This window comes from Streptomyces sp. NPDC002476 (assembly GCF_042889785.1).
Classification (GTDB): Bacteria; Actinomycetota; Actinomycetes; order Streptomycetales; family Streptomycetaceae; genus Streptomyces.
Map to the genome: position 1 here is coordinate 243,365 of NZ_JBIARH010000004.1, position 24,613 is coordinate 267,977.

20 protein-coding genes, 2 pseudogenes and 3 CRISPR repeat arrays are annotated in these 24,613 nt (G+C 69.1%); of the genes and pseudogenes, 17 read left to right on the forward strand and 5 right to left on the reverse strand.

The window, feature by feature from the left end:
* Positions 1 to 112 precede the first annotated feature (112 nt).
* On the reverse strand, positions 113 to 1,939 hold the full coding sequence (locus ACFYXM_RS06885; protein ID WP_389287547.1) for an acyl-CoA dehydrogenase: 1,827 nt from the start codon (positions 1,937 to 1,939) through the stop codon (positions 113 to 115).
* Between the two features lie 173 nt (positions 1,940 to 2,112).
* Here ACFYXM_RS06885 and ACFYXM_RS06890 point away from each other — a divergent pair, with 173 nt between their 5' ends.
* From ACFYXM_RS06890 to ACFYXM_RS06900, 3 genes are all read left to right on the forward strand, one after another.
* Positions 2,113 to 2,553 carry an SseB family protein gene (locus tag ACFYXM_RS06890; RefSeq protein ID WP_073790626.1) on the forward strand — a complete coding sequence of 147 codons (441 nt, stop codon included), beginning with the start codon at positions 2,113 to 2,115 and terminating at the stop codon, positions 2,551 to 2,553.
* A gap of 227 nt (positions 2,554 to 2,780) precedes the next feature.
* Positions 2,781 to 3,737, forward strand: a complete 957-nt coding sequence (locus tag ACFYXM_RS06895; RefSeq protein ID WP_389287550.1) for a pirin family protein — start codon at positions 2,781 to 2,783, stop codon at positions 3,735 to 3,737.
* A gap of 195 nt (positions 3,738 to 3,932) precedes the next feature.
* Positions 3,933 to 5,036 carry an AI-2E family transporter gene (locus ACFYXM_RS06900; protein WP_389287552.1) on the forward strand — a complete coding sequence of 368 codons (1,104 nt, stop codon included), beginning with the start codon at positions 3,933 to 3,935 and terminating at the stop codon, positions 5,034 to 5,036.
* A 150-nt stretch (positions 5,037 to 5,186) separates the two neighbouring features.
* On the opposite strand, the gene ACFYXM_RS06905 is transcribed toward ACFYXM_RS06900, so the two are convergent.
* Positions 5,187 to 7,658, reverse strand: coding sequence for a SpoIIE family protein phosphatase (locus ACFYXM_RS06905; RefSeq protein WP_389287554.1), 2,472 nt, complete (start codon positions 7,656 to 7,658; stop codon positions 5,187 to 5,189).
* A gap of 295 nt (positions 7,659 to 7,953) precedes the next feature.
* Between ACFYXM_RS06905 and aspS the strand changes: the two genes are divergently transcribed.
* Positions 7,954 to 9,732 carry an aspartate--tRNA ligase gene (aspS, locus tag ACFYXM_RS06910; RefSeq protein WP_389287556.1) on the forward strand — a complete coding sequence of 593 codons (1,779 nt, stop codon included), beginning with the start codon at positions 7,954 to 7,956 and terminating at the stop codon, positions 9,730 to 9,732.
* A gap of 310 nt (positions 9,733 to 10,042) precedes the next feature.
* Here aspS and ACFYXM_RS06915 read toward each other — a convergent pair whose 3' ends face one another.
* Positions 10,043 to 10,174 carry a hypothetical protein gene (locus tag ACFYXM_RS06915; RefSeq protein ID WP_389287557.1) on the reverse strand — a complete coding sequence of 44 codons (132 nt, stop codon included), beginning with the start codon at positions 10,172 to 10,174 and terminating at the stop codon, positions 10,043 to 10,045.
* 34 nt (positions 10,175 to 10,208) lie between these two features.
* Here ACFYXM_RS06915 and ACFYXM_RS06920 point away from each other — a divergent pair, with 34 nt between their 5' ends.
* Both ACFYXM_RS06920 and ACFYXM_RS06925 read left to right on the forward strand, forming a co-directional pair.
* Positions 10,209 to 10,949, forward strand: a complete 741-nt coding sequence (locus tag ACFYXM_RS06920) for a DUF6879 family protein (protein WP_389287559.1) — start codon at positions 10,209 to 10,211, stop codon at positions 10,947 to 10,949.
* Positions 10,946 to 11,795: pseudogene (locus ACFYXM_RS06925) on the forward strand (helix-turn-helix domain-containing protein). Before ACFYXM_RS06920 ends, ACFYXM_RS06925 begins: the two are co-directional and overlap by 4 nt.
* Positions 11,796 to 12,509: 714 nt before the next feature.
* Positions 12,510 to 13,819: direct repeats of the CRISPR family, unit length 28 nt; unit sequence GGACCACCCCCGCACGCGCGGGGACCAC.
* 468 nt (positions 13,820 to 14,287) lie between these two features.
* Here ACFYXM_RS06925 and ACFYXM_RS06930 read toward each other — a convergent pair.
* Entirely contained in the window at positions 14,288 to 14,713 is a 426-nt protein-coding gene (locus ACFYXM_RS06930) for an ATP-binding protein (protein WP_389287560.1), read from the reverse strand.
* Between the two features lie 245 nt (positions 14,714 to 14,958).
* Here ACFYXM_RS06930 and ACFYXM_RS06935 point away from each other — a divergent pair, with 245 nt between their 5' ends.
* From ACFYXM_RS06935 to ACFYXM_RS06975, 9 genes and pseudogenes are all read left to right on the forward strand, one after another.
* Positions 14,959 to 15,810, forward strand: coding sequence for a helix-turn-helix domain-containing protein (locus tag ACFYXM_RS06935; protein ID WP_389287562.1), 852 nt, complete (start codon positions 14,959 to 14,961; stop codon positions 15,808 to 15,810).
* An 8-nt stretch (positions 15,811 to 15,818) separates the two neighbouring features.
* Positions 15,819 to 16,016: a DUF397 domain-containing protein gene (locus ACFYXM_RS06940; protein WP_389287563.1), complete on the forward strand. Its 198-nt coding sequence runs from the start codon at positions 15,819 to 15,821 to the stop codon at positions 16,014 to 16,016.
* A 59-nt stretch (positions 16,017 to 16,075) separates the two neighbouring features.
* A CRISPR array of direct repeats spans positions 16,076 to 16,776; the repeat unit is 29 nt; unit sequence GGGACCACCCCCGCACGCGCGGGGAGCAC.
* A 308-nt stretch (positions 16,777 to 17,084) separates the two neighbouring features.
* Positions 17,085 to 17,723, forward strand: coding sequence for an HAD family hydrolase (locus ACFYXM_RS06945; protein ID WP_389287565.1), 639 nt, complete (start codon positions 17,085 to 17,087; stop codon positions 17,721 to 17,723).
* Positions 17,724 to 17,776: 53 nt separating this feature from the next.
* Positions 17,777 to 18,961, forward strand: a complete 1,185-nt coding sequence (locus tag ACFYXM_RS06950) for a helix-turn-helix domain-containing protein (RefSeq protein ID WP_389287567.1) — start codon at positions 17,777 to 17,779, stop codon at positions 18,959 to 18,961.
* A 262-nt stretch (positions 18,962 to 19,223) separates the two neighbouring features.
* Positions 19,224 to 19,382, forward strand: a complete 159-nt coding sequence (locus ACFYXM_RS06955; RefSeq protein WP_389287569.1) for a hypothetical protein — start codon at positions 19,224 to 19,226, stop codon at positions 19,380 to 19,382.
* A gap of 540 nt (positions 19,383 to 19,922) precedes the next feature.
* Positions 19,923 to 20,081: a hypothetical protein gene (locus ACFYXM_RS06960; RefSeq protein WP_389287571.1), complete on the forward strand. Its 159-nt coding sequence runs from the start codon at positions 19,923 to 19,925 to the stop codon at positions 20,079 to 20,081.
* Positions 20,082 to 20,205: 124 nt separating this feature from the next.
* Positions 20,206 to 20,400: pseudogene (locus ACFYXM_RS06965) on the forward strand (adenylate cyclase); the annotation flags it as partial.
* 67 nt (positions 20,401 to 20,467) lie between these two features.
* A CRISPR array of direct repeats spans positions 20,468 to 21,105; the repeat unit is 28 nt; unit sequence GGACCACCCCCGCACGCGCGGGGACCAC.
* Between the two features lie 607 nt (positions 21,106 to 21,712).
* Positions 21,713 to 22,330 carry a DUF5753 domain-containing protein gene (locus ACFYXM_RS06970; protein ID WP_389287573.1) on the forward strand — a complete coding sequence of 206 codons (618 nt, stop codon included), beginning with the start codon at positions 21,713 to 21,715 and terminating at the stop codon, positions 22,328 to 22,330.
* A gap of 11 nt (positions 22,331 to 22,341) precedes the next feature.
* Complete coding sequence (locus ACFYXM_RS06975; protein WP_389287575.1) at positions 22,342 to 22,557, forward strand: DUF397 domain-containing protein; 216 nt, start codon at positions 22,342 to 22,344, stop codon at positions 22,555 to 22,557.
* Between the two features lie 125 nt (positions 22,558 to 22,682).
* Here ACFYXM_RS06975 and ACFYXM_RS06980 read toward each other — a convergent pair whose 3' ends face one another.
* Positions 22,683 to 23,153, reverse strand: coding sequence for a hypothetical protein (locus ACFYXM_RS06980; protein WP_389287577.1), 471 nt, complete (start codon positions 23,151 to 23,153; stop codon positions 22,683 to 22,685).
* A 254-nt stretch (positions 23,154 to 23,407) separates the two neighbouring features.
* Between ACFYXM_RS06980 and ACFYXM_RS06985 the strand changes: the two genes are divergently transcribed.
* Together ACFYXM_RS06985 and ACFYXM_RS06990 are read left to right on the forward strand one after the other, a co-directional pair.
* The gene (locus tag ACFYXM_RS06985; RefSeq protein WP_389287579.1) at positions 23,408 to 23,569 is read left to right on the forward strand and encodes a hypothetical protein; all 162 of its coding nucleotides are present in this window, start codon (positions 23,408 to 23,410) and stop codon (positions 23,567 to 23,569) included.
* A gap of 143 nt (positions 23,570 to 23,712) precedes the next feature.
* On the forward strand, positions 23,713 to 24,585 hold the full coding sequence (locus ACFYXM_RS06990; protein WP_389287720.1) for a L,D-transpeptidase family protein: 873 nt from the start codon (positions 23,713 to 23,715) through the stop codon (positions 24,583 to 24,585).
* Positions 24,586 to 24,613: the final 28 nt, after the last annotated feature.

Below are 24,613 nucleotides of genomic sequence, written 5' to 3' on the forward strand. Positions count from 1 at the left end.
GGGGTCGTCCACGTACGCCCAGTACGTGGACGACCCTCCGCCTTGCGATGCACCGCACCGGACGCCGCGGGCCCCGCCCTTCGGGCGGACGACGCTCCTTTCGGAACACGCCCTAGAACGCGGCCTCGTCCAGCTCCATCAGCGAGTTGTCGACGGACTCGGCGAGCGCCCGCTCGGTGGAGACGCCCGGCAGGACGTTCGCGGCGAAGAACTTCGCGGCGGCGATCTTGCCCTGGTAGAAGGCGACGTCCTTCGCGGAGGCGGTCGCCAGCTTCTGGGACGCGACGCGCGCGCCCTTGAGCAGCAGGTAGCCGACGACGACGTCGCCGGAGGCCATCAGCAGGCGGGTGGTGTTCAGGCCCACCTTGTAGATGTTCTTGACGTCCTCGCCGGTCGCGGTGAGGTCCTTGACCATCGTGCTGACGATCGCCTGCAGGTCCACGGTCGCCTTGGCGAGCGCGTCCAGCGCGCCGGACAGCTCCTCGTCGCCCTGGGCGTCGGTGAGGAACTGCTTGATCTCCTCGGACAGCGCGTTCAGCGAGGCGCCCTGGTCACGGACGATCTTCCGGAAGAAGAAGTCCTGGCCCTGGATCGCCGTCGTGCCCTCGTACAGCGTGTCGATCTTGGAGTCACGGATGTACTGCTCGATCGGGTACTCCTGGAGGTACCCGGAGCCGCCGAACGTCTGGAGCGACTGCGCCAGCTGCTCGTAGGACTTCTCGGAGCCGTAGCCCTTCACGATCGGGAGCAGCAGGTCGTTCAGGCCGTTCAGCGCCTTGGTGTCCTCGCCCGAGGCCTCCTTCTCCTGGATCGCGTCCTGGACGGACGCGGTGTACAGGACGAGGGAGCGCATGCCCTCCGCGTACGCCTTCTGCGTCATGAGGGAGCGGCGCACGTCGGGGTGGTGCGTGATGGTGACCTTGGGTGCGGCCTTGTCCATGAACTGCGACAGGTCGCTGCCCTGGACGCGCTCCTTGGCGTACTCCAGCGCGTTCAGGTAACCGGTCGACAGGGTCGCGATGGCCTTCGTGCCGACCATCATGCGGGCGAACTCGATGATGCGGAACATCTGGCGGATGCCGTCGTGCTTGTCGCCGATCAGCCAGCCCTTGGCGGGGTGCTTGTCGCCGAACGTCATCTCGCAGGTGTTGGACGCCTTGAGGCCCATCTTGTGCTCGACGTTCGTCGCGTACGCGCCGTTGCGCTCGCCCAGCTCGCCGGTCTCCCAGTCGAAGTGGAACTTGGGGACGAGGAAGAGCGAGAGACCCTTGGTGCCGGGGCCGGCGCCCTCGGGGCGGGCCAGCACGTAGTGGAGGATGTTCTCGGACATGTCGTGCTCGCCCGAGGTGATGAACCGCTTCACGCCCTCGATGTGCCAGGAGCCGTCCTCCTGCTCGACCGCCTTCGTGCGGCCCGCGCCGACGTCCGAACCGGCGTCCGGCTCGGTCAGCACCATCGTCGAGCCCCACTGCTTCTCGACGGCGATCTGCGCGACCTTCTTCTGCGCCTCGTTGCCCTCGTCGAAGAGGATGCCGGCGAACGCCGGGCCGGAGCAGTACATCCAGATGGCCGGGTTCGCGCCCAGCAGCAGCTCCGCGTACGCCCAGACCAGGGAGCGCGGCGAGGTGGTGCCGCCGATCTCCTCGGGCAGGCCCAGGCGCCAGTACTCGGAGTCCATGAAGGCCTGGTACGACTTCTTGAACGTGTCCGGGACCGGCGCGGTGTTGGTCTCCGGGTCGAAGACCGGCGGGTTGCGGTCGGCGTCGGCGAAGGAGTCGGCCAGCTCGTTCTCCGCGAGGCGGGTGATCTCGTCGAGGATGCTCTTCGCCGTCTCGACGTCCATCTCGGCGAACGGTCCGGTGCCGTACGTCCTGTCGCGACCGAGCACCTCGAAGAGGTTGAACTCGATGTCGCGGAGATTCGACTTGTAGTGCCCCATGGAAGGCTCTCCGTAATCAATAGCAGTGGCACGCGACGCCCCGGGCGCGGCGTGCGGGCCGGGTGGGCGACGAGCTGGCGGTACGCATATCAGCTGACCCCTCCGATGATGCTACCCGTCAGTAATAAGACGCAACCCCTCAAGGGGCGATGTGTCCGATTACTCTTTGCCGCATGTACGGCTACGACCAGAACCCGGGCGCGCAGCAGCAGATGGGCGGCGGCTACGGCGAGCAGCCGCTGTATCCCGAGCCCTCGCCGCCGTCCCTCCGGGACGCGGTACGCGCCTTCACGACCGGCTCGCTGTCCGCGGAGGACTTCCAGCAGATCTTCGCCACGTCGAAGGTCTACTGCCCGCGCGGCGACAACCCGGGATTCCTCGCGCTGCACAACACGCAGCATCCGGTGATCCCGATGTTCACCACGCTCAAGGAGCTGCGGCGGTATGCGGGCAAGGAGTCCAAGTACTTCGTGATCACCGGCGCCGAGGTGATCGACCTGCTGCCGACCGGCTACGGCTTCGTCCTCGACATGGAGGGCGAGCACCGCATGGTCTTCGATGCCAAGGCCGTGGAGCAGATGGTCGACTTCGCGATGCGCCGCATGTACGGCTGACGTCCTCGCTCCTCCCCGTCCTCCTCAGGGGCCCGTACCGCGTTCGGACACCGCCGGTGATCAACCGGCGGCATCCGGGCGCGGTGCGGGCCTCTCGTCGTTCCGGTGCGGGGGGCGCCGCCGCCGGGGCTTCCCGTGCGGGGATTCCGGCACGGGAATGCCGGGCGCCTTGCGAGATGTTCACCATTCAACTAAATTGGAGGCACGACAAACCGGAGGTGGCTCCCATGCCCGCAGTGACCGTCGAAAACCCGCTGACCCTGCCCAAGGTCGCCGCTTCCGGCGACGCCGTCGCCCGTCCCGTGCTCGCCGTCACGACGGCACCGAGTGGATACGAGGGCGAGGGCTTCCCGGTTCGCCGCGCGTTCGCCGGGATCAACTACAAGCACCTCGATCCGTTCATCATGATGGACCAGATGGGCGAGGTGGAGTATCAGCCTGGGGAGCCGAAGGGAACCCCGTGGCATCCGCACCGCGGCTTCGAGACCGTCACCTACATCATCGACGGCACCTTCATCCACCAGGACTCCAACGGTGGCGGCGGCACCATCCGGAACGGTGACACCCAGTGGATGACCGCCGGTTCGGGCCTCCTGCACATCGAGGCGCCGCCGGAGTCCCTCGTGATGTCGGGCGGCCTCTTCCACGGCCTCCAGCTCTGGGTGAACCTGCCCAGGTCCCACAAGATGATGGACCCCCGCTACCAGGACATCCGCGGCGGCCAGGTCCAGCTCCTCGCCTCCCCGGACGGCGGCGCGCTGCTCCGCGTCATCGCCGGTGAGCTCGACGGGCACGAGGGCCCCGGCGTCACCCACACCCCGATCACGATGGTCCACGCCACCATCCGGCCCGGTGCCGAGGTGACCCTGCCGTGGCGCGAGGACTTCAACGCGATCGCGTACGTGATGGCCGGGCGCGGCAGCGTCGGCGCGGACCGCCGTCCGATCCATCTGGGGCAGACCGCGGTCTTCGGCGCCGGTTCCTCGCTGACCGTCCGCGCGGACGAGAAGCAGGACGGCAACACCCCGGACCTGGAGGTCGTGCTGCTCGGCGGCCGTCCGATCCGTGAGCCGATGGCGCACTACGGACCGTTCGTGATGAACAGCCAGGCCGAACTCAAGCAGGCGTTCGAGGACTTCCAGGCCGGCCGGCTCGGCCGGATCCCGGCCGTCCACGGCATGTGAGCCGTCCTGCTCCGGGTCACCCTCCGGGCCTCCCGCCCTCCGGGGGGTGACCCTTCATCCCGATATCGTGCATGATTCCCTGGACATCGCACATGACCGCCGAGAGGTGGCACGTGGCCGCCAGAACGTGACGGCCCGTCGCCCGTACGGCGGCACGGGCGAGACATTGCATTCACGACATGATCGGGTGGGAGCGTGCAGACCCAGAAGCCCCTTCTGCCCGACGGCGCTCGGCGCACCGCCGCCTGGTGCGGTGTCGTCCTCCTCGTCACCGGGGTCGTGGCGGTCGCCGTGTGGTTGTGCGTCACCTTCAAGCCGGCCGTCACGCCCGTACTGCTCGCCCTGCTCGGCACGGCTCTGCTCGGCCCGGTCCACAGCAGGCTGACGGCGGGCGGCGTCAACCGTTCGGTGGCCGCGGGGCTCACCTGCGCCCTGCTCGTCGCGGTGGTCGGCGGCGCCGGATACATCGTCGTCACCGCGCTCGTGGACACCGGCCCGCAGATCCTCGGTTCGCTCAAACGCACCGGGCAGTGGTTCGTCGACCACCTCGGGATCAGAGGGACGACCGATGTGGACGCCCTCGCCGCCAACGCCCAGAAGATCCTGGAGAAATTCGGTGCGAGCGCCGCGGGCGGGCTCCTGTCCGGGATCAGCCTGATCGGTTCGCTGCTCGCGACGAGCGTCCTGGCCCTGCTGCTGACCTTCTTCTTCCTGCGCGACTCCGACCGGGCCGCGGGCCTCGCCCACGCGGTCGCCCCGCGCGGTACGGGCGACCTGGTCGAGGCCATGGGGCGGCGGGCCTTCGAGGCGGTCCAGGGCTTCATGCGCGGCACCACGTTCATCGCCCTGATCGACGCGGTCTGCATCACCATCGGTCTGCTGATCCTGCGCGTACCCGGTGCGGTGGGGCTGGGGGCGCTGGTCTTCGTCGGCGCGTACATCCCGTATCTCGGGGCGTTCATCTCCGGCGCGGTCGCGATCCTGGTGGCGCTCGCCGACCGGGGGGTGGTGATCGCGCTGTGGGCGCTGGGCGTCGTGCTCGCCGTACAGGTGCTGGAGGGCCACGTCCTGCAACCGATGATCCAGAGCCGTACGGTTCAGATGCACCCGGCCACGATCATGATCGCGATCACCGCGGGTGCCGGGGTCGCGGGACTGCTGGGCATGCTGCTCGCGGTGCCGGCGTGCGCGGCGGCCTTCGGGATCATCGGCGAGCTGCGCGGGGGCCGTCCCGGTCCCGCCGATGCCTCCCCGTCCGGTGCCTCGCCCTCCGGTTCCTCGGGCCCTTCCGAGGCCTGAGAAGGGAAGGGGAGGGGCAGGACGGAACCGCTCAGTGGAGAGGCCGGTTCAGCCGTCCGTCCTGGGGTCCGGGCCGGCATCCGCTCCCGTTCCCGTGTCCGTTCCCACTTCCGTGCCCGTCTCGGCTCCGGTCGCCGTTCACGCGTCCGTTCACGCGTCCCTTGCCGTTTCCGTTCCCGTTGTCGGCCCCGGCCCCGGTCTCGGCTCCGTCTCCGTTTCTGCCGGGGGCCGTGCTTCCGCGCTCGCGCCCGGTTCGTACAGCTCGAACCAGATCAGCTTTCCTACGCCCCGGGGGTCCACGCCCCACGCGTGGGCGAGCATCTCCAGCAGCACGAGCCCGCGTCCGCTGGAGGCCATTTCCCCGGGGTATCGCCTGTGCGGCAGTTCGTCGCTGCCGTCGGCCACCTCGACCCGGAGCCGACGCTCCCCCGGCTCCCCGGTCGCCCGGACGATCAGCAGCGCGTCCCCGTCCGTGTGGACGAGGACGTTGGTGGTCATCTCGGAGACCATCAGCACCGCCGCGTCGACCTGCTCCGGATCGGCCCAGTCGTGCAGCAGCTCCCGCAACTGCTGCCGGGCCGCCGAGATCCGCTCCGGTGCGGCCTGTGCGATGGTCAGCGTGGCCCGGCGCGTCGTCGTCTCCTGCGACGGTTGGCCATCGCGCCGCAGCAGCAGTACGGCGAGGTCGTCCTCGCGGCGGTCCGCCAGCGGGCCCGTCGTGTAGTGGGCGGCCGGCCCGTGCACGGCCTGCACGAGGGCGTCGGCGAGCTTCTCCAGGTCGGCCGTCTGCTGTTCCAGGATCGGCCGCAGCCGGATCCAGCCCGTCGCCATGTCGTGGCCGCCGGTCTCGATCAGCCCGTCCGTACAGAGCATGATCGTCTCGCCGGGCTCCAGCGTGAGCCTGCTCGTCGGGTAGTCCGCGTCCGACTCGATGCCGAGCGGCAGCCCGCCGTCGGTGAAGCGGATCGTCGCGGTCCCGTCGGCCGTCACCACCACGGGGTGGGGGTGGCCGGCCCGCGCGATGTCGAGGGTTCCGGTCTCCGGGTCGGCCTCCGCGTACAGGCAGGTCGCGAAGCGGGGGCCGGGCCCCTCCCCGTCCTCGTAGGCGTCGGTGAGCCCGGAGAGGAAGCGGGACGCACGCGAGAGCACCGCGTCCGGCCGGTGCCCCTCGGCGGCGTACGCGCGCAGCGCGATGCGCAACTGCCCCATCAGCCCGGCGGCGCGCACGTCGTGGCCCTGGACGTCACCGATGACGAGGGCGATGCGGCCGTTGGGGAGCGGGATCATGTCGTACCAGTCGCCACCGACCTGGAGCCCGCCGCCGGTCGGGACGTAGCGGGCGGCGACCGTCATCCCGGGGACCCCGGGGCCGAGGGACGGCATCATCGAGCGTTGCAGTCCCAGCGACAGTTCGCGCTCGGTCTCGGCGACCCCGGCGCGGGCCAGCGCCTGGGCCAGCATCCGGGCCACCGTCGTCAGCACCGACCGTTCGTCCGTCGTGAACGCGACCGGCTGGCGGAACGCCGCCAGCCAGGCGCCCATGGTCCGCCCCGCCACCGTCAGCGGCAGAAAGGCCCAGGACCGGCGGCCGAAGGCGCTGGCGAGCGGCCAGGTGCCCGGGTAGCGGCGCCGGTACTCCTCGGCCGAGGGCAGATAGATCGCCCGCCCCGTCCGTATGACCTCGGCGGCCGGGTAGTCGGCGTCCAGCGGCATGCCGTTGAAGGGATGCTCGTCGCCCGTCTTGTGCCCGTAATGCCCGGTGATCGTCAGCCGGTCGCCCGCGACGCCGAAGACGGCCAGGCCGTCCGGCGAGAACCCGGGCATGGAGAGCGAGGCGGCGACCCGCAACACCTCCTCGGTGGACCGGGCCTCGGCCAGCGCGCGGCCCGCGTCCAGCAGGAACGCCTCGCGGGAACGGTGCCAGTCCCCGGTGCCGGTCCCGGTCCCGGTGGTGCCGGGCTGCCGCTCGGCGACCTCCTGGAGGGTGCCCACCAGGACAAAGGAGGCGCCGCCCGGCTTCTTGGGCGGCACCGACTCTTTCGTGGGATTTCCGACGTTCGCGGGGCTCTCGGCGTCCGTGGTGATCGCGGGGCCTGTGAGGCCCGTGAGGTCTGTGAGGCCCGTGAGGTCTGTGAGGCCTGAGTGGTCCGTGAGGCCTGAGTGGTCCATGGGGCCTGAGTGGTCCATGGGGCCTGAGGGGCTCATGCGGCCCACGGGATTCGTGCGGTCCACGGGATCCGTGCGGTCCACGGGATCCGTGAGGTTCGCGGGTGGCTCTCCAGGCGGCACCGACTCGTTCACGGGCGGCAGCGGCTCGTTCCCGAGCGTCAGCGGCTTGGACCGGCTGCGCACCGTGCGCAGCACCCGTCCCTGCGGATCCACGATCCGCAGCCGGGCCTCGGCGAGGGTCCCCTCGGCGAGCGCGAGGCCCACCACTCCGTGTATCTCGTTCCAGTCGACCGGATGGAAATGGGAACGCACTGCCGACTCGCGGAAGACACCGGCCGTCGCGGGCAGCCCGAGCAGCCGGGCCGCCTCCGCGTCGAGCGTCACGGTCCGGGCTGCGCTGTCCCAGCGCCACAGACCGGTCGCGGTCGCGGCCAGGACATCCTCGGTGTGCATTGCCCCACTTTAAGAAGATCTGCTCAATAAACGCCACTGTGGGCGGCCATAGCGGCCACGCGGACCGCTGCTCGGGGCGGGCGCACCCGGAGAAGCCGTGTACGAGGGCCGGGGCGTGGCCCCGCCGGGGCGGTCCGAGGTGCGCCCTCGCCGAATGGTCCGGGGGCGGCTCGCCCGGGGCCCACGCCACTGCCGGGCGATCTTGAAATGTCAATGTCAATGAATCGGTGCGGGCGCGGGCGGTAGCCTGGGGTGGTTGAATCCACCCCGAATCGCGAAGACTGGATGAACGACGATGCATCGGTACAGGTCCCACACCTGCGGCGAGCTCCGCGCCTCTGACGTCGGCACCGACGTCCGGCTCAGCGGCTGGCTGCACAATCGCCGAGACCTGGGCGGCATCCTCTTCATCGATCTGCGCGACCACTACGGTCTGGTGCAGCTCGTCGCCCGCCCCGGCACCCCCGCCAACGAGGCGCTGGCGAAGCTCACCAAGGAAACCGTCGTACGCATCGACGGCAAGGTCTCCGCGCGCGGCGCCGAGAACGTCAACCCGGAGCTCCCGACCGGCGAGATCGAGGTCGAGGTCACCGAGGTCGAGGTGCTGGGCGAGGCCGCCCCGCTGCCGTTCACGATCAACACCGAGGACGGGGTCAACGAGGAGCGGCGCCTGGAGTACCGCTTCCTCGACCTGCGCCGCGAGCGCATGCACCGCAACATCATGCTGCGCTCGGCCGTCATCGCCTCCATCCGCTCCAAGATGGTGGCCCTCGGCTTCAACGAGATGGCGACCCCGATCCTCACCGCGACGTCCCCCGAGGGCGCCCGCGACTTCGTCGTCCCGTCCCGCCTGAACCCGGGCAAGTTCTACGCCCTGCCGCAGGCCCCGCAGCAGTTCAAGCAGCTGCTGATGATCTCGGGCTTCGACCGCTACTTCCAGATCGCGCCGTGCTTCCGTGACGAGGACGCCCGCGCCGACCGTTCGCCCGGCGAGTTCTACCAGCTCGACGTCGAGATGTCGTTCGTCGAGCAGGAGGACGTCTTCCAGCCGATCGAGAAGCTGATGACCGAGCTCTTCGAGGAGTTCGGCAACGGCCGCCACGTCACCTCGCCGTTCCCGCGCATCCCGTTCCGCGAGTCGATGCTGAAGTACGGCAACGACAAGCCGGACCTGCGCGCCAAGCTGGAACTGGTCGACATCTCCGACATCTTCGCCGACTCGGAGTTCAAGGCGTTCGCGGGCAAGCACGTCCGCGCCCTCCCGGTCCCGGACACCGCGGGCCAGTCCCGGAAGTTCTTCGACGGCCTCGGCGACTACGCCGTCCAGCACGGCGCCAAGGGCCTGGCCTGGGTCCGCGTCGGCGAGGACGGCGCCCTCGCCGGCCCGATCGCCAAGTTCCTCACCGAGAACGACGTCAAAACGCTCACCGAGCGTCTGTCCCTCGTTCCCGGCCACGCCGTCTTCTTCGGCGCGGGCGAGTTCGACGAGGTATCCAAGATCATGTCCGTCGTCCGCGTCGAGGCCGCCAAGCGCGCCGGCCACTTCGAGGAGGACGTCTTCCGGTTCTGCTGGATCGTCGACTTCCCGATGTACGAGAAGGACGAGGACACCGGCAAGATCGACTTCTCGCACAACCCCTTCTCGATGCCCCAGGGCGGCATGAAGGACCTGGAGGAGAAGGACCCGCTCGACATCCTGGCCTGGCAGTACGACATCGTCTGCAACGGCATCGAGCTGTCCTCCGGCGCCATCCGCAACCACGAGCCCGACGTCATGCTCAAGGCGTTCGAGATCGCCGGTTACGACCGCGAGACCGTCGAGCACGAGTTCGCGGGCATGCTCCGCGCCTTCCGCCTCGGCGCCCCGCCGCACGGCGGCATCGCCCCGGGCGTCGACCGCATCGTGATGCTCCTCGCGGACGAGCCCAACATCCGCGAGACCATCGCCTTCCCGCTCAACGGCAATGCCCAGGACTTGATGATGGGCGCCCCGACGGAGCTGGACGAGTCCCGCCTGCGCGAGCTGAACATCCAGCTCCGCAAGCCGGTCGCGTCGGCGAAGGACAAGGACTGACGTTTTGAGGGGGAGGGGAGGGAAGCGGCCACCAGGTCGTTTCTCTCCCCTCCCCCTTTTTTGAAACCCGGTTCCTCCTGGATGCTTCTCCGGCCTTTCGGGCCCTTCCCCGGAAGCACCGCCCTCGACCGGCCCCGCGTGCGGCGCTTCGTTTCCGGTCGGCTGCTGGCGTACGTGATGATCGTCCTCCTGCACCGGGGCCCGGGGCCTTCCCTGTCAACGCGCCGGCCGACCGCGCGGCCCGGGCGGCACATGCGCCTGCTCGATCAGCTCGTCGCTTCCTCACTCGGCTCGACTGCGACGTGCCGAATCACACGAGCAGACGCAGATCACCCGAGGGCGGCTGCGGTTTCGGCATGTTCGTTTGCGCGTAATCGCTCCCGGCTTCACGGAAGGCGCAATCCGCCGCAATCTCGGCCCGCACGAGCGCCGTCTCGCTCACTCTTGATCCATAAACCTCGGACATGGAGGGCGATATGACGCTCAGGTTCATCGGCACGACCAGCGACGACGGTGACTGCCCCACCCTGTACTCCATCCCGGAGACGGATGAGGTCCTGGTCCAGGGCGAACGCGAGACCGATCCCGAGCACCTCGTGCAACTGCGGGACGTCAAGCCGTCCGAGACCTTCGTCCGTGTCCCGCGCAGCCTGCTGACCCGCTACGCCCCCAGGGACGACGCACCCACGCTTCAGCCGTTCGCGTCGATCTCCCATCTGTTCCGCGAGTTCCGGCACACCGCCTGGCGGCTGGAGACCCGTCGCGGCTACGCCTCGGACCGGCGCAGCCCGAAGTGGGCGCGCTGGCAGGCCGGCGAGGACATCGCGAACGATCCGGCGAACGCATGGCGGGAGAACGTCGCCGAACAGACGGCCGCCGGCAAGCGGTTCGAGCGGGTGCGCCTGGTCGACGACCCGTCCACGGCTGGCCAGCGGTTCCTCCTCGCGAGCGCCCCCAGCAACATCGCCGCAGGTGAGGACATTCGCATGCTGACCCGGTCGCAGGCCGCTCCCCTGCGCCTGCCGGACTGCGACTTCTGGCTGTTCGACTCGAAGATCCTCGCCCGCTTCGCCTTCGACGACGAGGACACCACCCTCGGTGTGTACGTCACCGAGGACCCTGCCGAGGTCCTCACCGCGTGCCAGGCCCGGGACGCCGCCTGGCACCACGCGGTCCCCGCCGCCGAGTTCGCCGAGCGGGTAGCGTCCACCGTGTGACGACCGACTTCCAGACTGCCCGCAAAGCCCTCGGCGCGCGCCTGCGTGAACTGCGCGTCGAGGTCGGTCTGGAAGGCAAGGACATCGCCGCCCGGACCGGCTGGCAACCCTCCAAGGTCTCCCGACTCTAGACTGGCAAGCAGACCCCGACCCGCGCGGATCTCACCGGATGGGCGACCGCCATCGGCCGCCCTGATGTCGAGACCGAGTTGCACGGGCTGCTTCCCGCCCTGGAGATGAAGCAGCGGCACCGGTCCTGGAGACGCCAGCTGGCCGCCGGGCACCGTGGCCGCCAAGAGATCGCAGTGCGGCAGACCGAGGCCACGAAGGAGATCCGGGGACTTGAGGTGTCGCGCATCCCCGGGCTGTTCCAGACACCGGAGTACGCTCGGGGCATCTTCGACACCAACGCCGACTTCCGTGGCATCCCGCCCACCACCGAGGCCGCCGTAGCCACACGCATGCGCCGCCAAGAGGCCCTGTACGACCCGGAGAAGAGTTTTCACTTCCTCATCTGCGAGGCCGCTCTCTACCACCGCGCATGCCCCGCAGACATCATGGCCGAGCAACTCGACCGCTTGTTCAACCTCGTTGGGCAACGCAGCATCGAGCTGGGCATCCTGTTCCTTCGGTGCGCAGCTGCGCCGCACCGCTCCGCATGCGTTCTGGATCTATGACTGCCGGTTGGTCATCGTCGAGACGATCAGCGAAGAGCTGTGGCTCACCGGCGACGAGGACATACAGCTGTATGAGCGGGCGTGGGAGTGGCTGGCCGAGTCCGCCGTATACGGGGCACCGGCACGGCGTCTGATCGGCCGTGCACGCATGTCCCTGGGCCTCGGGTAAGCAATCTTCGCACTCGGCCGGGCCGCCATCGCAATCTGGCGCAATCGGCCGACAAGTCGGCGATCGCCATCTCTACTGTCCTGGTCAGGGCTTCACGGACACGCAACCCGGGCTCGGAATGGCCAACTTCCCGCGCTCCGGTCCTTGCACAGGTGGAACGTAGCTGGGCTGCCGGGAAACCCGCCCAGCGCTGACGCCTGGCGACTTCACCAAGGGCTGCTGGCTGGGCTCGATGCCGACCAGGACGCGTTCTTCGTGCGGGTGCGGCTGCGTACCGCGCGCCTTCGAGCGCTGGAACCTGCGTGGCACTGATCACCAGGCCGTTCCGCGCGCTCCCAGCGGCCGGGGCCGGGAACGGCTGGACGACAACGGTGAAACAACGAGAGGGAGTGCGGCCACCATGACCGAGCCGGACAGCCGGACAGCCGGACAGCCGGACAGCCGGACAGGCGGACAGGCTGAAGGTCGACGAGTGGCCGCGCATCCCGCCGTATCTGGAGATCGAGGTTGACGACGAGGCACAGGTATGGAAGGTGGCCGATGCGCTGGGGATCAGCTGGGAGTGGCTGATTGCGCTCAACACCACGAAGATCTACGGGCTCTACGGCATCGACCTGGACTCCATCACCTACCTGCGTTTCGAGTAGGCCTGCGCCCATCGTTCCCGTCCGGGGCAGCCCACCCGGGACGGCCCGGCCAGCTCCACCGAAGACGAGCTGGTCCCCGCATGCGCAGGGACCACCCGATCCCGGACTTGGCGGTGGCCTTGATCGCGGGATCACCCCCGCACGCGCGGGGACCATCTCGGCGTCACCCGGGACCTTTCCGACGCGGAGGGACCACCCCCGCACGCGCGGGGACCACTCGGCCACGACGCGCGCCACCTGGCCGCCGGTGGGACCACCCCCGCACGCGCGGGGACCACCGCGTGAGGTCTGGAAGGCGATCCCCTCGGCCGGGACCACCCCCGCACGCGCGGGGACCACCGGCGGGGGAGGCGGACGTCGCCGGACATGCTGGGACCACCCCCGCACGCGCGGGGACCACTACCAGGACCCCCGCCACCGCACGAAATCACCCGGACCACCCCCGCACGCGCGGGGACCACCGCCTCCACCGCCGCAAGGTGGCTGGGGAGAGCGGACCACCCCCGCACGCGCGGGGACCACATGCCGTCCGCGCGGGCCGCGGCGGCGACCAGCGGACCACCCCCGCACGCGCGGGGACCACCACAGCGCTGTAAGTCGACCGTTGGGTGGCTTCGGACCACCCCCGCACGCGCGGGGACCACGGCGACCTGGTCCTGTTCCGCGACGTCGAACGGGGACCACCCCCGCACGCGCGGGGACCACCAGAGGCTGATCGCGAGGAGTCGGTCGGCCGCCGGACCACCCCCGCACGCGCGGGGACCACTCGGTGGGGTCAGCGGCGACGGCGTCGGCCCACGGACCACCCCCGCACGCGCGGGGACCACGGTGAAGTCGACCTCGTGATCGAGAAGAACCGGGGACCACCCCCGCACGCGCGGGGACCACAACCCGGGCGGGGGTGGCCCGGTGAGCAAGGAGGGACCACCCCCGCACGCGCGGGGACCACCTGAGCGGCGAGGAGATCGTTCGGGAAGGGGCTGGGACCACCCCCGCACGCGCGGGGACCACACCCTCGCGGAGCTCCTCGGGGTCCAGGCCGAGGGACCACCCCCGCACGCGCGGGGACCACCAGGCTCGCCGGTCGAATTCGGGGAGCATCGCGGGACCACCCCCGCACGCGCGGGGACCACGGCCTACTGGCCTACCACCCCTAGAAACACCCAGGACCACCCCCGCACGCGCGGGGACCACTTGGTGCATGCTGCGGTTCTCCAACAGGTCGCGGGACCACCCCCGCACGCGCGGGGACCACGGGCGGGGAGTGGTCACGGCCGCCGCCGGGACCGGACCACCCCCGCACGCGCGGGGACCACGCACCGCATCATCCCCAGGACGACCGACGCCCCGGACCACCCCCGCACGCGCGGGGACCACACTTCCTGACCTGCGGGTTTATTCGGCGAGGGAGCTGTTTTTACTTACTTCTTTGGATTGCGACATTGGGGATAAAAGGTGCTTTCTTGTTCGCTGGGGATGCGCCTGTTTCCAGGTTGCCGAATCACGTGAGTGTTTGACCTCGAAGGTGAGGGAGTGTGTAAGAGAGGCTACCGGCAGCTGCAGAAAGCAAGCTCTCCCTGCCCAAGTCGGTTGGAAAATGCGAGTGCATTGGATGGCGGGCAGGCGTACAGCGGCCGTGCAGTGCGCATGCGGCGGAGGGGGCGAGGATGGCGAGCGCCCTGTGTATCGCGCGCGGCTGCTCCTCTCGCAGGCAAGTGGCCTGGTGGGGAGGTCGAGCGACGACGCCACGGCATACGGCGGTCGGAGCGGAAGGTTCTGGGGTCTGTGGTGCACGGTTTGATGAGCGTGTGTCGAAACATGCGATCAGCGTCGGGCTCTGGCTCTCTATGCGGCCAGAAGCTCGCACCAGACGTATTTTCCGAAACGTCCGCCCGAGTCGAGCGGGTGCCAGCCCCAGCCGTCGGTGCAGTTGCGGACGATGTCGAGTCCGCGCCCCGTTTCGAACATGTGGGTATCGCTGGGGGGTTGGAGCGGCGGTGCGGGAGGGGTCGGGTCGGCGTCCCATACGCCGATGCGCAGTGCGTGGTCGGCCCAGTGCAGGCGAAGGGCGGCCGGGCCCTTGGTGTGGCGTACGGCGTTGCCGACGAGTTCGGTCGCGACGAGTTCGGCGGTCTCGGAGAGCGGGGTCAACTCGTGCATGGCGAGGATCAGGCGCAGGGTCCGGCGCGAGACCGTGACCGCGCGCGGATCGTGCGGGATGTGAAGCGTGTATTCCCATGGGGTTTCGGCGCTCGTAGGCGAGTTCGACATACAGGAACTCCGAGGGGTGCGTGAGTGGCTGTGGGGTGCGGCGGTCATCGGACGGTGGCCTGTCGCACCCGCCGTGGCATGGCGGGGCGGTGCACTTCCGAAGCGTCAGTGCCGCTTGGTAGGTGGCGCATCACAGAACGTAAGGCATTAATTTATGCCCATGCAAGGTGGTCGCGTAACCTGACACCCGATCGGATGGGTTCAATACGGCGTGCTGATAAGCATGTTGAGACGAGGAGTGGTCCATGCCGCCGAGGAGTCGGCCAACCGCACGGCAGGTGCGGGTAGGCGCTGAACTGCGCAGAATGCGCGAAGCGGCAGGGTTGACAGCCAAGGAAGCAGCGTGTGCTTTGGGTTCGACCTCGGCGCAGATGAGCCAGATGGAAGCTGGGATCGCTGGTGTCAGCGAAGCGCGACTGCGACGGCTGGCGACGGAGTACGGATGCGCGGATGCCGGGCTGATCGATGCTCTGGTTGGGATGGTGACCGAGCGCGTGCGTGGTTGGTGGGAGAAGTACCGCGACGTACTGCCAGCGTCATTCCTCGACTTGTCGGAACTGGAGCACTACGCGGTATACCGGCGTGACATCGCGGTCATCCATGTGCCGGGGTTGCTTCAGACGGAGGCGTATGCGAGGGCCGTCTTCGCCTACATGATTCCCGAGCTGTCAGAAGACGAGCTTGCTGCCAGGGTGGATCACCGGATGGCTCGACGGATCATTTTCGAACGGGATGCGCCTGCGCCCTACTCGGCGGTGATCCACGAAACAGCGTTGCGGATCAGGGTCGGTGATCGGTCTGCGGCCCGCGAGCAGCTTCAGTGGATCACGGAGTTGTCCGAGTCCGGGTCGGTGTCTGTGCGGGTTGTTCCGTTCGACGTGGACGGTTTCGCAGGCGCAGGAAGCGCAATGGTTTACGCGGGTGGGCCGGTACCTCGGCTGGATACGGTGGTACGGGATGCCCCGCATGGGACCGCTTTTGTTGATGAGGAATCGCAACTCGACAGATTTCGAACGATTTTGCGTAAGGTGGAGAGGTCCGCGCTGAACCCAGAGCAATCGCGGGACTTCATTCACCGACTTTCGAAGGAAGTGTGAGGCGCGGCATGGCTAAGCGGATGCGCTGGCAGAAGTCCTCTTTCTCCGGCGGCGGTGACGGCAATGACTGTGTCGAACTTGCCATCGACGGGGACCAGATGCGTCTACGGGAAAGCGACGACCCCCGCACGGAGCTGGTGGTCACGTCTCTGGAGCTCGCCCAACTGCTTCGGGGGGTGAAGGGCGGGCGACTCGGCGCAGTCTGAGGCCACACTCACACGGCAGCGCGGAGTAGCTCATGCCCTGAATTTTGATTGGCGCGCAGTGGCTCAGCCCCGCACGCGCGGGAAGCATGACGACTACGTCCTCTACCGCGACCCCGAGCGCGGACCACCCCCGCACGCGCGGGGAGCACGAGGACCCGGCGAGGTTCGCGGAGCCGATCGGGGGACCATCCCCGCACGCGCGGGGAGCACTGGCGGCCACCAGGGCCCATGCCATGCGCCGAGGGACCACCCCCGCACGCGCGGGGAGCACTCGTCCAGTCGGGACTGGAAACTGCTCGCGCCGGGACCACCCCCGCACGCGCGGGGGAGCACTCCTGCGGCGACGCCTGCCCACCGATCAGCACGGGACCACCCCCGCACGCGCGGGGAGCACGTCTGCACGTCTCGGACAAGCCGGTCGAGCGCGGGACCACCCCCGCACGCGCGGGGAGCACGGGATGCAGACCCGGTGGCCGACGCAGAGACCGGGACCACCCCCGCACGCGCGGGGAGCACACCACAGGCACACCACGCATACCCACAGCCTCGGGACCACCCCCGCACGCGCGGGGAGCACAGAACGAGGAACTGCGCGCGGCCGGCCGGCCTGGGACCACCCCCGCACGCGCGGGGAGCACGATGGGATCATCAGCTACGTACAGAGGTTCAGGGGACCACCCCCGCACGCGCGGGGAGCACGGGACATCGGTGACGATGAAGCTCAGCCCCGAGGGACCACCCCCGCACGCGCGGGGAGCACAGTTCCTGACCCGCGGGTTTATTCGGCGGGAGGGCTGTTTTTACTCACTTCTTCAGATTGCGACATTGGGGGCATACTGCTCGCTCTCGTGTGGGCCGGAGCTTGCGCCTCGGGCTGGTGATCGCTGTGCATTGGTGACGAAGTTACGGGAAAACAAGGTCACTTGGCGGGTGTTTGTCCGCATGGCGCGGTGGATGGGTGGAGGGGCACGGTGGACTGGTGTGGCGGACTGGAGTGGCGGGCGAGGGAGGGGGCGGCCGGACATCGGGCATGCCTGGCATCGGGCGGAACCTCGTAGGCTCGCCCGGGTGAAGACGATCGTGTTCGACATCGGTGAAACCCTCGTACGCGACGACCGCTACTGGGCGTCCTGGGCCGACTGGCTTTCCGTGCCCAGGCACACCCTGTCCGCCCTCGTCGGCGCCGTCACCGCCCAGGGCCTCGACAACGCGGAAGCCCTCCGTCTCCTGCGCCCCGGCGTCGATATCCCCGCCGAGTACGCGGCCCGCGAGGCCGCAGGGCGCGGCGAACACCTTGACGAGACCGACTTGTACGAGGATGTGCGTCCCGCGCTCGCCGCACTGAGGGAGCTCGGCATCCGGGTTGTTATCGCGGGCAACCAGACGATCCGCGCCGGGGAACTGCTCCGCGATCTGGATCTGCCGACCGACTTCATCGCCACCTCCGGGGAATGGGGCTGTGCCAAGCCATCGGGGAACTTTTTCGCACGCGTTCTCGATGTCTCCCAGGCCGAGGCCCGGGACACCGTATACGTCGGCGACCACCCCATGAACGATGTCTTCCCTGCCCACGCGGCCGGACTTCGCACGGCACATCTTCGCCGTGGCCCCTGGGGGCACCTGTGGGCGGACGATGAGCAGGTACGGGCGACTGCGGACTGGGTGATCGATTCGCTCATGGACCTGACCGCGATCACCGACGAGTAGTCGGCGCAGCTGAAACCGCACTCACACAGTGACGGTACGGGTACGGTCAGATCATGTCCGCCGACTCCCCGTGCGAGGTCGGTGAGCGGATCGCCGCACGTCGCCGCGCACGTCGCCTCACCCAGACCGGACTCGCCGAAGTTTCTCACGTCTCCTACGCCACCATCCGGTCCGTCGAGCGGGGCGCACGACGACCGAGCGACGGGGTGCTCGAAGCGATCGCGGCTGCCCTTGAAGTGGACGCCACGCAACTGCGCACGGGGTACGTCGGTACCGAGCGGCGCGTTCACCGAGCCTTGCCGGAACTGTCGTCGGTGATCGCCGGGTACGACATTCCGCAGGGGCCTCCCGTCCGCACCCCGGACGAGCTGACGGACGCGATCAGTACAGCGGTGAGCTGGAGGCTGGGCGCTCAGTACGGGCGGATCGCGACAGGCATCCCCGACCTGCTGCGTGACGCCATTCGGTATGCCCACACCGCACGTGGCCCCGAGCATCGGAAAGCCGCCCGGATGCTGGCCGCCGCTGCCCGGACGGCGGACGCGATCGCCTTCAAGTACGGTGAGCGCGACCTGTCCGCCCGGCTGATCGATGTGATGCGCTGGGCTGCTGACCGGGTCGGAGACCCTCTGGTCCAGGCTGCCACGGCCTATGTACGGACCGAGGTCTTCTTCGCGGCTCGGGCCCACACGGTCGGCCTCGCTGCACTGGAGCAGGCGATCGAGGCCGCCCCCGCGCCGTCGTCCCGTTCGGAAGCCGCGGCCCGCGGCACCCTCCACATGCGAGCTGCCGTGATCGCCGGCCGCGACGGGAATGCCGACCGCGCCGACACCCACCTGAAGCACGCCCGGCAACTCGGCGACCGAGTAGCGGTCGAGGGAATTTACATGGGCACGGCGTTCGGCCCGGACTCGGTCCGGATCCATGAGGTGTCCGTCGCCGTCAGCCTCGGCCGTGACCACGTCGACCGCGCCCTGCGGGTAGCCACGGAATGGAAGCCGCCCGTCGGGCTGCCGGCCGAACGTCGTAGCGGCTTCTACATCGAGTTGGCCCGCGCCCAGGAATGGGCCGGGCTTCAGGCAGATGCGTTCGAGAGCCTCAAGGCGGCCCGCGCGGCGGCTCCGCAGCATACTCGCGAGCACCCGTGGGCACGTCAAGTCATTGGCAACCTGCGACGGTTCCACCGCTCCGATGCAGAATCCCTTTCATACTTCGCTCACTGGATCGGCGTCGCCTGACGGGCTGCTACACGCTGTAGCAGTTGTGCAGCGCCCCGGACCCCAGGCTTTACCTGTCCGTATCACACAGGTATGAGGAGAGGTCCATGAGTACGCCTGTGCTCGTGCCAGGGCGCGCGAGCATCACTCGCCTTCATGACGAAGCCTGCCAGCACCGCGGTGCCGTGACTCGGCGTCTGGCGCCCGCCGGGGAGGTCGTCCTGTCGGGTCCCGGGCGGATCCGGCTGATCGTCTCGTGCGGATGCACGGACCGGCGGTCGGCATGTCGATGACGATCAAGGTGTACGAGGTGGACCGGTACGGGCGGACGCGTGTCGTCCGGCCGAAGGCCGAGGTGGTTCCGGCCGGGACGGTGGAGCTGTCGGCCGAGTTCCCGGTCTGTCGGTGCGACCGGTGCGACCGGTGCGAGGGGGCGGAGTGACGGCGCAATCGCGTCCACAACCGATCCCGGTGGCCGCGAACCCCGGATCCGGCTGGTGTCACTGGCATAAGGGCCCGTCCGGGACCGCCGTCCTGATCGAGATCGTCGACCAGGGCTCGGGCCCCGGGGCCGCCCTCTACGCGTGTGCTCCGTGCCGGGAGCAGCGCCGGCTTTGCCCCTACGGCGAGCAGTCGTGACCAGGCGCGATCCGGTCCGGGCGGGGCTCGCGCCCGCGTGTCGGATCGGTGAGCACGAGGAGTGTCCGGGACCGGGTATCACGCGGCGGCCGGGGGCTCCGGAGTGGGAGGTGCCGATCGAGGTCCGGCGGTGTGCCTGCCCCTGCCACCGGCCCGCATGACACCGCCGCCGAGAGAACGGGAGGTCGTATGCAGTGTCCTCGATGCGGCAAGCAGATGAGCCGGAACGTCGGTGGCTGGTGGACGTGTTGGAGCTGCGGAAACGCCATGCCGGGACACATGTACGGGGAGCCTGGTGAACTGCCCCTCATGCGGTGGACGACTGTGCCCGTCCCGAGGGGACGTGTACCGGTGCACGGGGTGCTCGTACGAGATCAGCGCTGACGCCTGGCGACTTCACCAAGGGCTGCTGGCCGGGCTCGACGCCGACCAGGACGCGTTCTTCGTGCGGGTGCAGCTGCGTACCGCGCGCCTTCGAGCGCTGGAACCTGCGTGGCACTGATCGCCAGACCCCTCCGCGCGCTCCCAGCAGCCGGGGCCGGGAACGGCTGGACGACAACGGTGAAACAACGAGAGGGAGTGCGGCCACCATGACCGAGCCGGACAGCCGGACAGCCAGACAGCCGGCCAGGCTGGAGGTCGACGAGTGGCCGCGCATCCCGCCGTATCTGGAGATCGAGGCTGACGACGAGGCACAGGTATGGAAGGTGGCCGATGCGCTGGGGATCAGCCGGGAGCGGCTGATTGTGCTCAACACCACGAAGATCTACGGGCTCTATGGCATCGACCTGGACTCCATCACCTACCTGCGTTTCGAGTAGGCCGACGCCCATCGTTTCCGTTCGGGGCAGCCCACCGAGGACGGCCCGGACGGCACCACCGAAGACGAGCTGGTCCCCGCACGCGCGGGGACCACCAGCCGAGGATCTCGGCGTAGACCGCAGCGACGGGACCACCCCCGCACGCGCGGGGACCACATGACGCTCCCGGAGGAGGTCGCGGCGGCCGTCGGACCACCCCCGCACGCGCGGGGACCACCCCAGGCCCTGGTGGGAATCACGGGCGGGCATGGGACCACCCCCGCACGCGCGGGGACCACCAGGGCGCCGACCGCCCCGAGTACCGCACGGAAGGACCACCCCCGCACGCGCGGGGACCACGCGACCACCCCCGACACCGTCCCCTCGGGATGCGGACCACCCCCGCACGCGCGGGGACCACTGCATGGTGGTGCCGATCCTGGCGGCCAGGGGCGGACCACCCCCGCACGCGCGGGGACCACATCCTGGGCCGCGAGGGCTGGGCGCGCTACAACGGACCACCCCCGCACGCGCGGGGACCACTGGTGCGTGACCCCGCCCGTCCAGGCGCACGCGGGACCACCCCCGCACGCGCGGGGACCACCTGGCCGCCGGGGAGATGAGCCCGCCCGTCACCGGACCACCCCCGCACGCGCGGGGACCACCACCTGATGTAGGAGGCCATGAGCAGCGCGCAGGGACCACCCCCGCACGCGCGGGGACCACACTTCCTGACCTGCGGGTTTATTCGGCGAGGGAGCTGTTTTTACTTACTTCTTTGGATCGCGACATTGGGGATAAAAGGCGCCTTCTTGTTCGCTGGGGATGCGCCTGTTTCCAGGTTGCCGAATCACGTGAGTGTTTGACCTCGAAGGTGAGGGAGTGTGTAAGAGAGGCTACCGGCAGCTGCAGAAAGCAAGTTTTCCCTGCCCAAGTCGGTTGGAAAATGCGAGTGCATTGGATGGCGGGGAGGCGTACAGCGGCCGTGAAGGTGGAGTCAGCCCACCATGTTTTCGGGCCGTGGTTGGCCAGGGTGCGCTCGTTGGTCATGTGTGAAGCCGCCGTGCAGTGCGCATGCGGCGGAGGGGGCGAGGATGGCGAGCGCCCTGTGTATCGCGCGCGGCTGCTCCTCTCGCAGGCAAGTGGCCTGGTGGGGAGGTCGAGCGACGACGCCACGGCATACGGCGGTCGGAGCGGAAGGTTCTGGGGTCTGTGGTGCACGGTTTGATGAGCGTGTGTCGAAACATGCGATCAGCGTCGGGCTCTGGCTCTCTACGCGGCCAGAAGCTCGCACCAGACGTACTTTCCCGCGCTGATCGATGCGCTGGCGGGCATGGCTGTCGAGCGGGTACGCGGATGGTGGGAGGAATACCGGGAACAGGTGCCCTCCGGGTATCTGGACCTGGCTGAGCTTGAGCACCACGCCGCCTGGGTGAAGAACTTCGAGACCGTGCATGTGCCGGGGCTGTTGCAGACGGAACAGCAGGTCCGGGCCATTTTCTCCGCGACGGTACCGGCGCTGTCCGAGGAGGAACTGGCGGTGCGGGTGCGGTTCCGGCTGAGGCGGCAGGAGGCTCTTGCCGAGGGGCGGATGGGTCATTACGAAGCGGTGATCCACGAGGCAGCTCTGCGGATCAGGGTCGCTGGCATCGAGGTTGCGCGAGGCCAGCTTCTGCACGTCCTGGACCGGTCCGAGTTGCCGCATGTGACGGTGCGGGTCATTCCTTTCGACCTGGACGGGTTCGCGGGAATGGGGGATCCCTTGGTGTATGCGGGTGGGCCGGTGCCGTCGCTCGATACCGTTCTCATGGACACCCCACACGGTGGTGCATTTCTGGACGCGCAGGCACAGCTCTGCCGGTATCGCGAGGTCGTGCGCAAGCTGGAGGCGGTCTCGTTGGGCGTCATAGAGTCGAGAGACTTCATTCATCGCCTCGTGCGGAGCATGTGAAAGGTCCCGGCATGACAAAGGGCATCGTGTGGCAGAAGTCCTCGTTCTCGGGCGGGGGTGATTCCTCCAACTGCGTCGAACTGGCCGCCGCCGACGGCCTGATACGGCTCCGTGAGAGTGACGACCCCGGTACGGAGCTGGCGATCAGCCCGGCTCAGCTGGACCGGCTCCTGGGCGGCGTGAAGGGCGACCAGTTCGGCGAGAAGCGACTTCCGTCCGAACGGTAGAGGCTCCGCGTTCCGGTCGCCGAGCCTGCGGATGGCTGATGCTTGGTGTGATGGCCCACCTCGGACGTGCTGAGGTGAGCCATCAGTTGGAGAACCGCCGTCCACGCCCCTCGTGGGTGCTGGGGTCAGCCGGATACCGACTTCGACGGGCCGGTGCCGTCGGACGTCTTACCCGTCTCGGCCGGCGTCTTGCCGCTCTGGTCCTGCTTCGGCGCCGGCAGAATGGTGAGGTGCCACTTTCCGCCGTCGCGGGTGATGGTGAGATTCTCGCTGTAGTCGGCGCCCTTGCTGTCCTTGGCGGTGATTCTCGCGGACCCGACATAGGGGCCGAGATCGTAGTTGATCTGGATGTCGTCGACCTTGAGGCCGCGGCCGCCCTTTTCCTCGATGACCTTCTCGGCGTCCCGCTCAGCGGCCGCACCGGTTGCCCCGTCCAGCTTCAACAGGGCCCTCGTGTCACGCTCGTTGAGCGCGGTGATGTACGCCTCGACCGTCTCGCGGTCACCGCTCGCCTTCGACTCGGAGTCGCCGCTGTCGCACCCGGCCAGGGCGAGCAGCGCGGCGAGGGTGACGCCGACGAAGTAGCGCCTGTTCATGTGTCCCTCACAGGTGGTTCAGCCTGGATGCCAGTGAACCGTCCCGGGGCAGGATGTCTGGGCATGAGGAAACGTTCACTGGGCAAAACGGTCCTGTCCCAAATCGATGCTGACGTTGACCGATAAGGGTTGCTGGAGATCCGGTGGTATCACGGCGGCCTGCCGCCACGGGACCCCGCCGTCCGGGCGGGCGCCCAGTGCTCCGCCGTGCCGCGGCTCCACCGGCCGAGCAGGTACGGAAGGGAAGCTCCGCCATGCCCACCACGGCTGCCGTCGCGGGGTATCCGGTCACGGCCTACGCGCTGATCAACGATCCTGGCGAGCGGCTGCTGACAGTGCGCCGCGGACGAGCCGGAGGATCCGGACGCGGTGTGCGTACCGCCGTATGGCCCTCGTGCGGATTCGCGTTCCCGTGACTCGGCGTTGACTGGGGTCGGCGGGGCCGAGCGTGACGGCGAGTCCCGTCGAGCCGCATGCCCGTGACCGACCCGACCCGCCCTACCCGGCCCGCGTCGCACCGCGCCGCCGCACGTCCGCTGAGGAGAGAGAGCCCGTGTCCGTGTCCCGTACGTCGGCCGCCCGGCGCCGTCGTTCCCCGTACGCTGTCCGGGCCGGTGCCTGCGTTGTCGCGATTCTGGCGCTCGCCGCCTGCGGCGATACGGCCGTCAACGACACCGCCTCCCGCGCCACTCCTGCGCCGTCCGCCTCCTCCACCGGGACCGCCGGGGTGCAGGCCGGGGACGGGCGGGGTGGTGGGAAGCCGTCCGAGGGCTCGCAGGCGGACGGGCCGCCGGGACGGGCCGCCGCGCCTGTGCCCCGGGCCCCGGGTGTCCGCCCCGCCCTGATCCCCGGGCTGGGGCTGCGGACCAGGGGCAGGGTGCCGGTCGACGCCCGGCAGGCCCTCGTCGTCACCGGTGACTCGTACGACTCCAGCCTGTCCACCGCCGTTCTGTACGCCCGTGACGACCCCGCCCAGGGCTGGCGGGCGGTCACCTCCCGGTGGCCGGCTCACAACGGCTTCAACGGATGGGCCGACCAGCACAGGGAGGGCGACTTCCGGACCCCGGTCGGGGTCTACGGGCTGACGGCGGCGGGCGGTCGGTTCGCGGCGCCGAACACCGTGTTCCCGTACGAACAGGACCCCGCCTACACCGCGAGCGGTGAAGGGTTCGACGGTGAACCTCTCGAAGGTTCTTTCGATTATGTCGTCGCGATCGACTACAACCGGACCCCCGGTGTCTCTCCCCTGGACCGCGAACGCCCGCTCGGCCAGGAGCGGGGCGGTGGCATCTGGCTCCACGTGGATCACGGCGGCCCGACGCAGGGCTGTGTCTCGCTGCCCGTGGAGCGCATGAAGGAACTGCTGAGGCTGCTGGACCCGCGGAAGAAACCGGTGGTGGTGATGGGGGACGCCGAGTGGCTGGAGCGGTGAAGCTAGCCTCAGCCGGGGCGTGTGTCCG

Coding starts and splice junctions, on each gene's coding strand:
- ACFYXM_RS06885 (WP_389287547.1), bottom strand. CDS start 1,939: ATGGGGCACTACAAGTCGAATCTCCGCGACATCGAGTTCAACCTCTTC.
- ACFYXM_RS06890 (WP_073790626.1), top strand. CDS start 2,113: ATGTACGGCTACGACCAGAACCCGGGCGCGCAGCAGCAGATGGGCGGC.
- ACFYXM_RS06895 (WP_389287550.1), top strand. CDS start 2,781: ATGCCCGCAGTGACCGTCGAAAACCCGCTGACCCTGCCCAAGGTCGCC.
- ACFYXM_RS06905 (WP_389287554.1), bottom strand. CDS start 7,658: ATGCACACCGAGGATGTCCTGGCCGCGACCGCGACCGGTCTGTGGCGC.
- aspS (WP_389287556.1), top strand. CDS start 7,954: ATGCATCGGTACAGGTCCCACACCTGCGGCGAGCTCCGCGCCTCTGAC.
- ACFYXM_RS06920 (WP_389287559.1), top strand. CDS start 10,209: ATGACGCTCAGGTTCATCGGCACGACCAGCGACGACGGTGACTGCCCC.
- ACFYXM_RS06930 (WP_389287560.1), bottom strand. CDS start 14,713: ATGTCGAACTCGCCTACGAGCGCCGAAACCCCATGGGAATACACGCTT.
- ACFYXM_RS06935 (WP_389287562.1), top strand. CDS start 14,959: ATGCCGCCGAGGAGTCGGCCAACCGCACGGCAGGTGCGGGTAGGCGCT.
- ACFYXM_RS06940 (WP_389287563.1), top strand. CDS start 15,819: ATGGCTAAGCGGATGCGCTGGCAGAAGTCCTCTTTCTCCGGCGGCGGT.
- ACFYXM_RS06950 (WP_389287567.1), top strand. CDS start 17,777: ATGTCCGCCGACTCCCCGTGCGAGGTCGGTGAGCGGATCGCCGCACGT.
- ACFYXM_RS06955 (WP_389287569.1), top strand. CDS start 19,224: ATGTCGATGACGATCAAGGTGTACGAGGTGGACCGGTACGGGCGGACG.
- ACFYXM_RS06970 (WP_389287573.1), top strand. CDS start 21,713: ATGGCTGTCGAGCGGGTACGCGGATGGTGGGAGGAATACCGGGAACAG.
- ACFYXM_RS06975 (WP_389287575.1), top strand. CDS start 22,342: ATGACAAAGGGCATCGTGTGGCAGAAGTCCTCGTTCTCGGGCGGGGGT.
- ACFYXM_RS06980 (WP_389287577.1), bottom strand. CDS start 23,153: ATGAACAGGCGCTACTTCGTCGGCGTCACCCTCGCCGCGCTGCTCGCC.
- ACFYXM_RS06985 (WP_389287579.1), top strand. CDS start 23,408: ATGCCCACCACGGCTGCCGTCGCGGGGTATCCGGTCACGGCCTACGCG.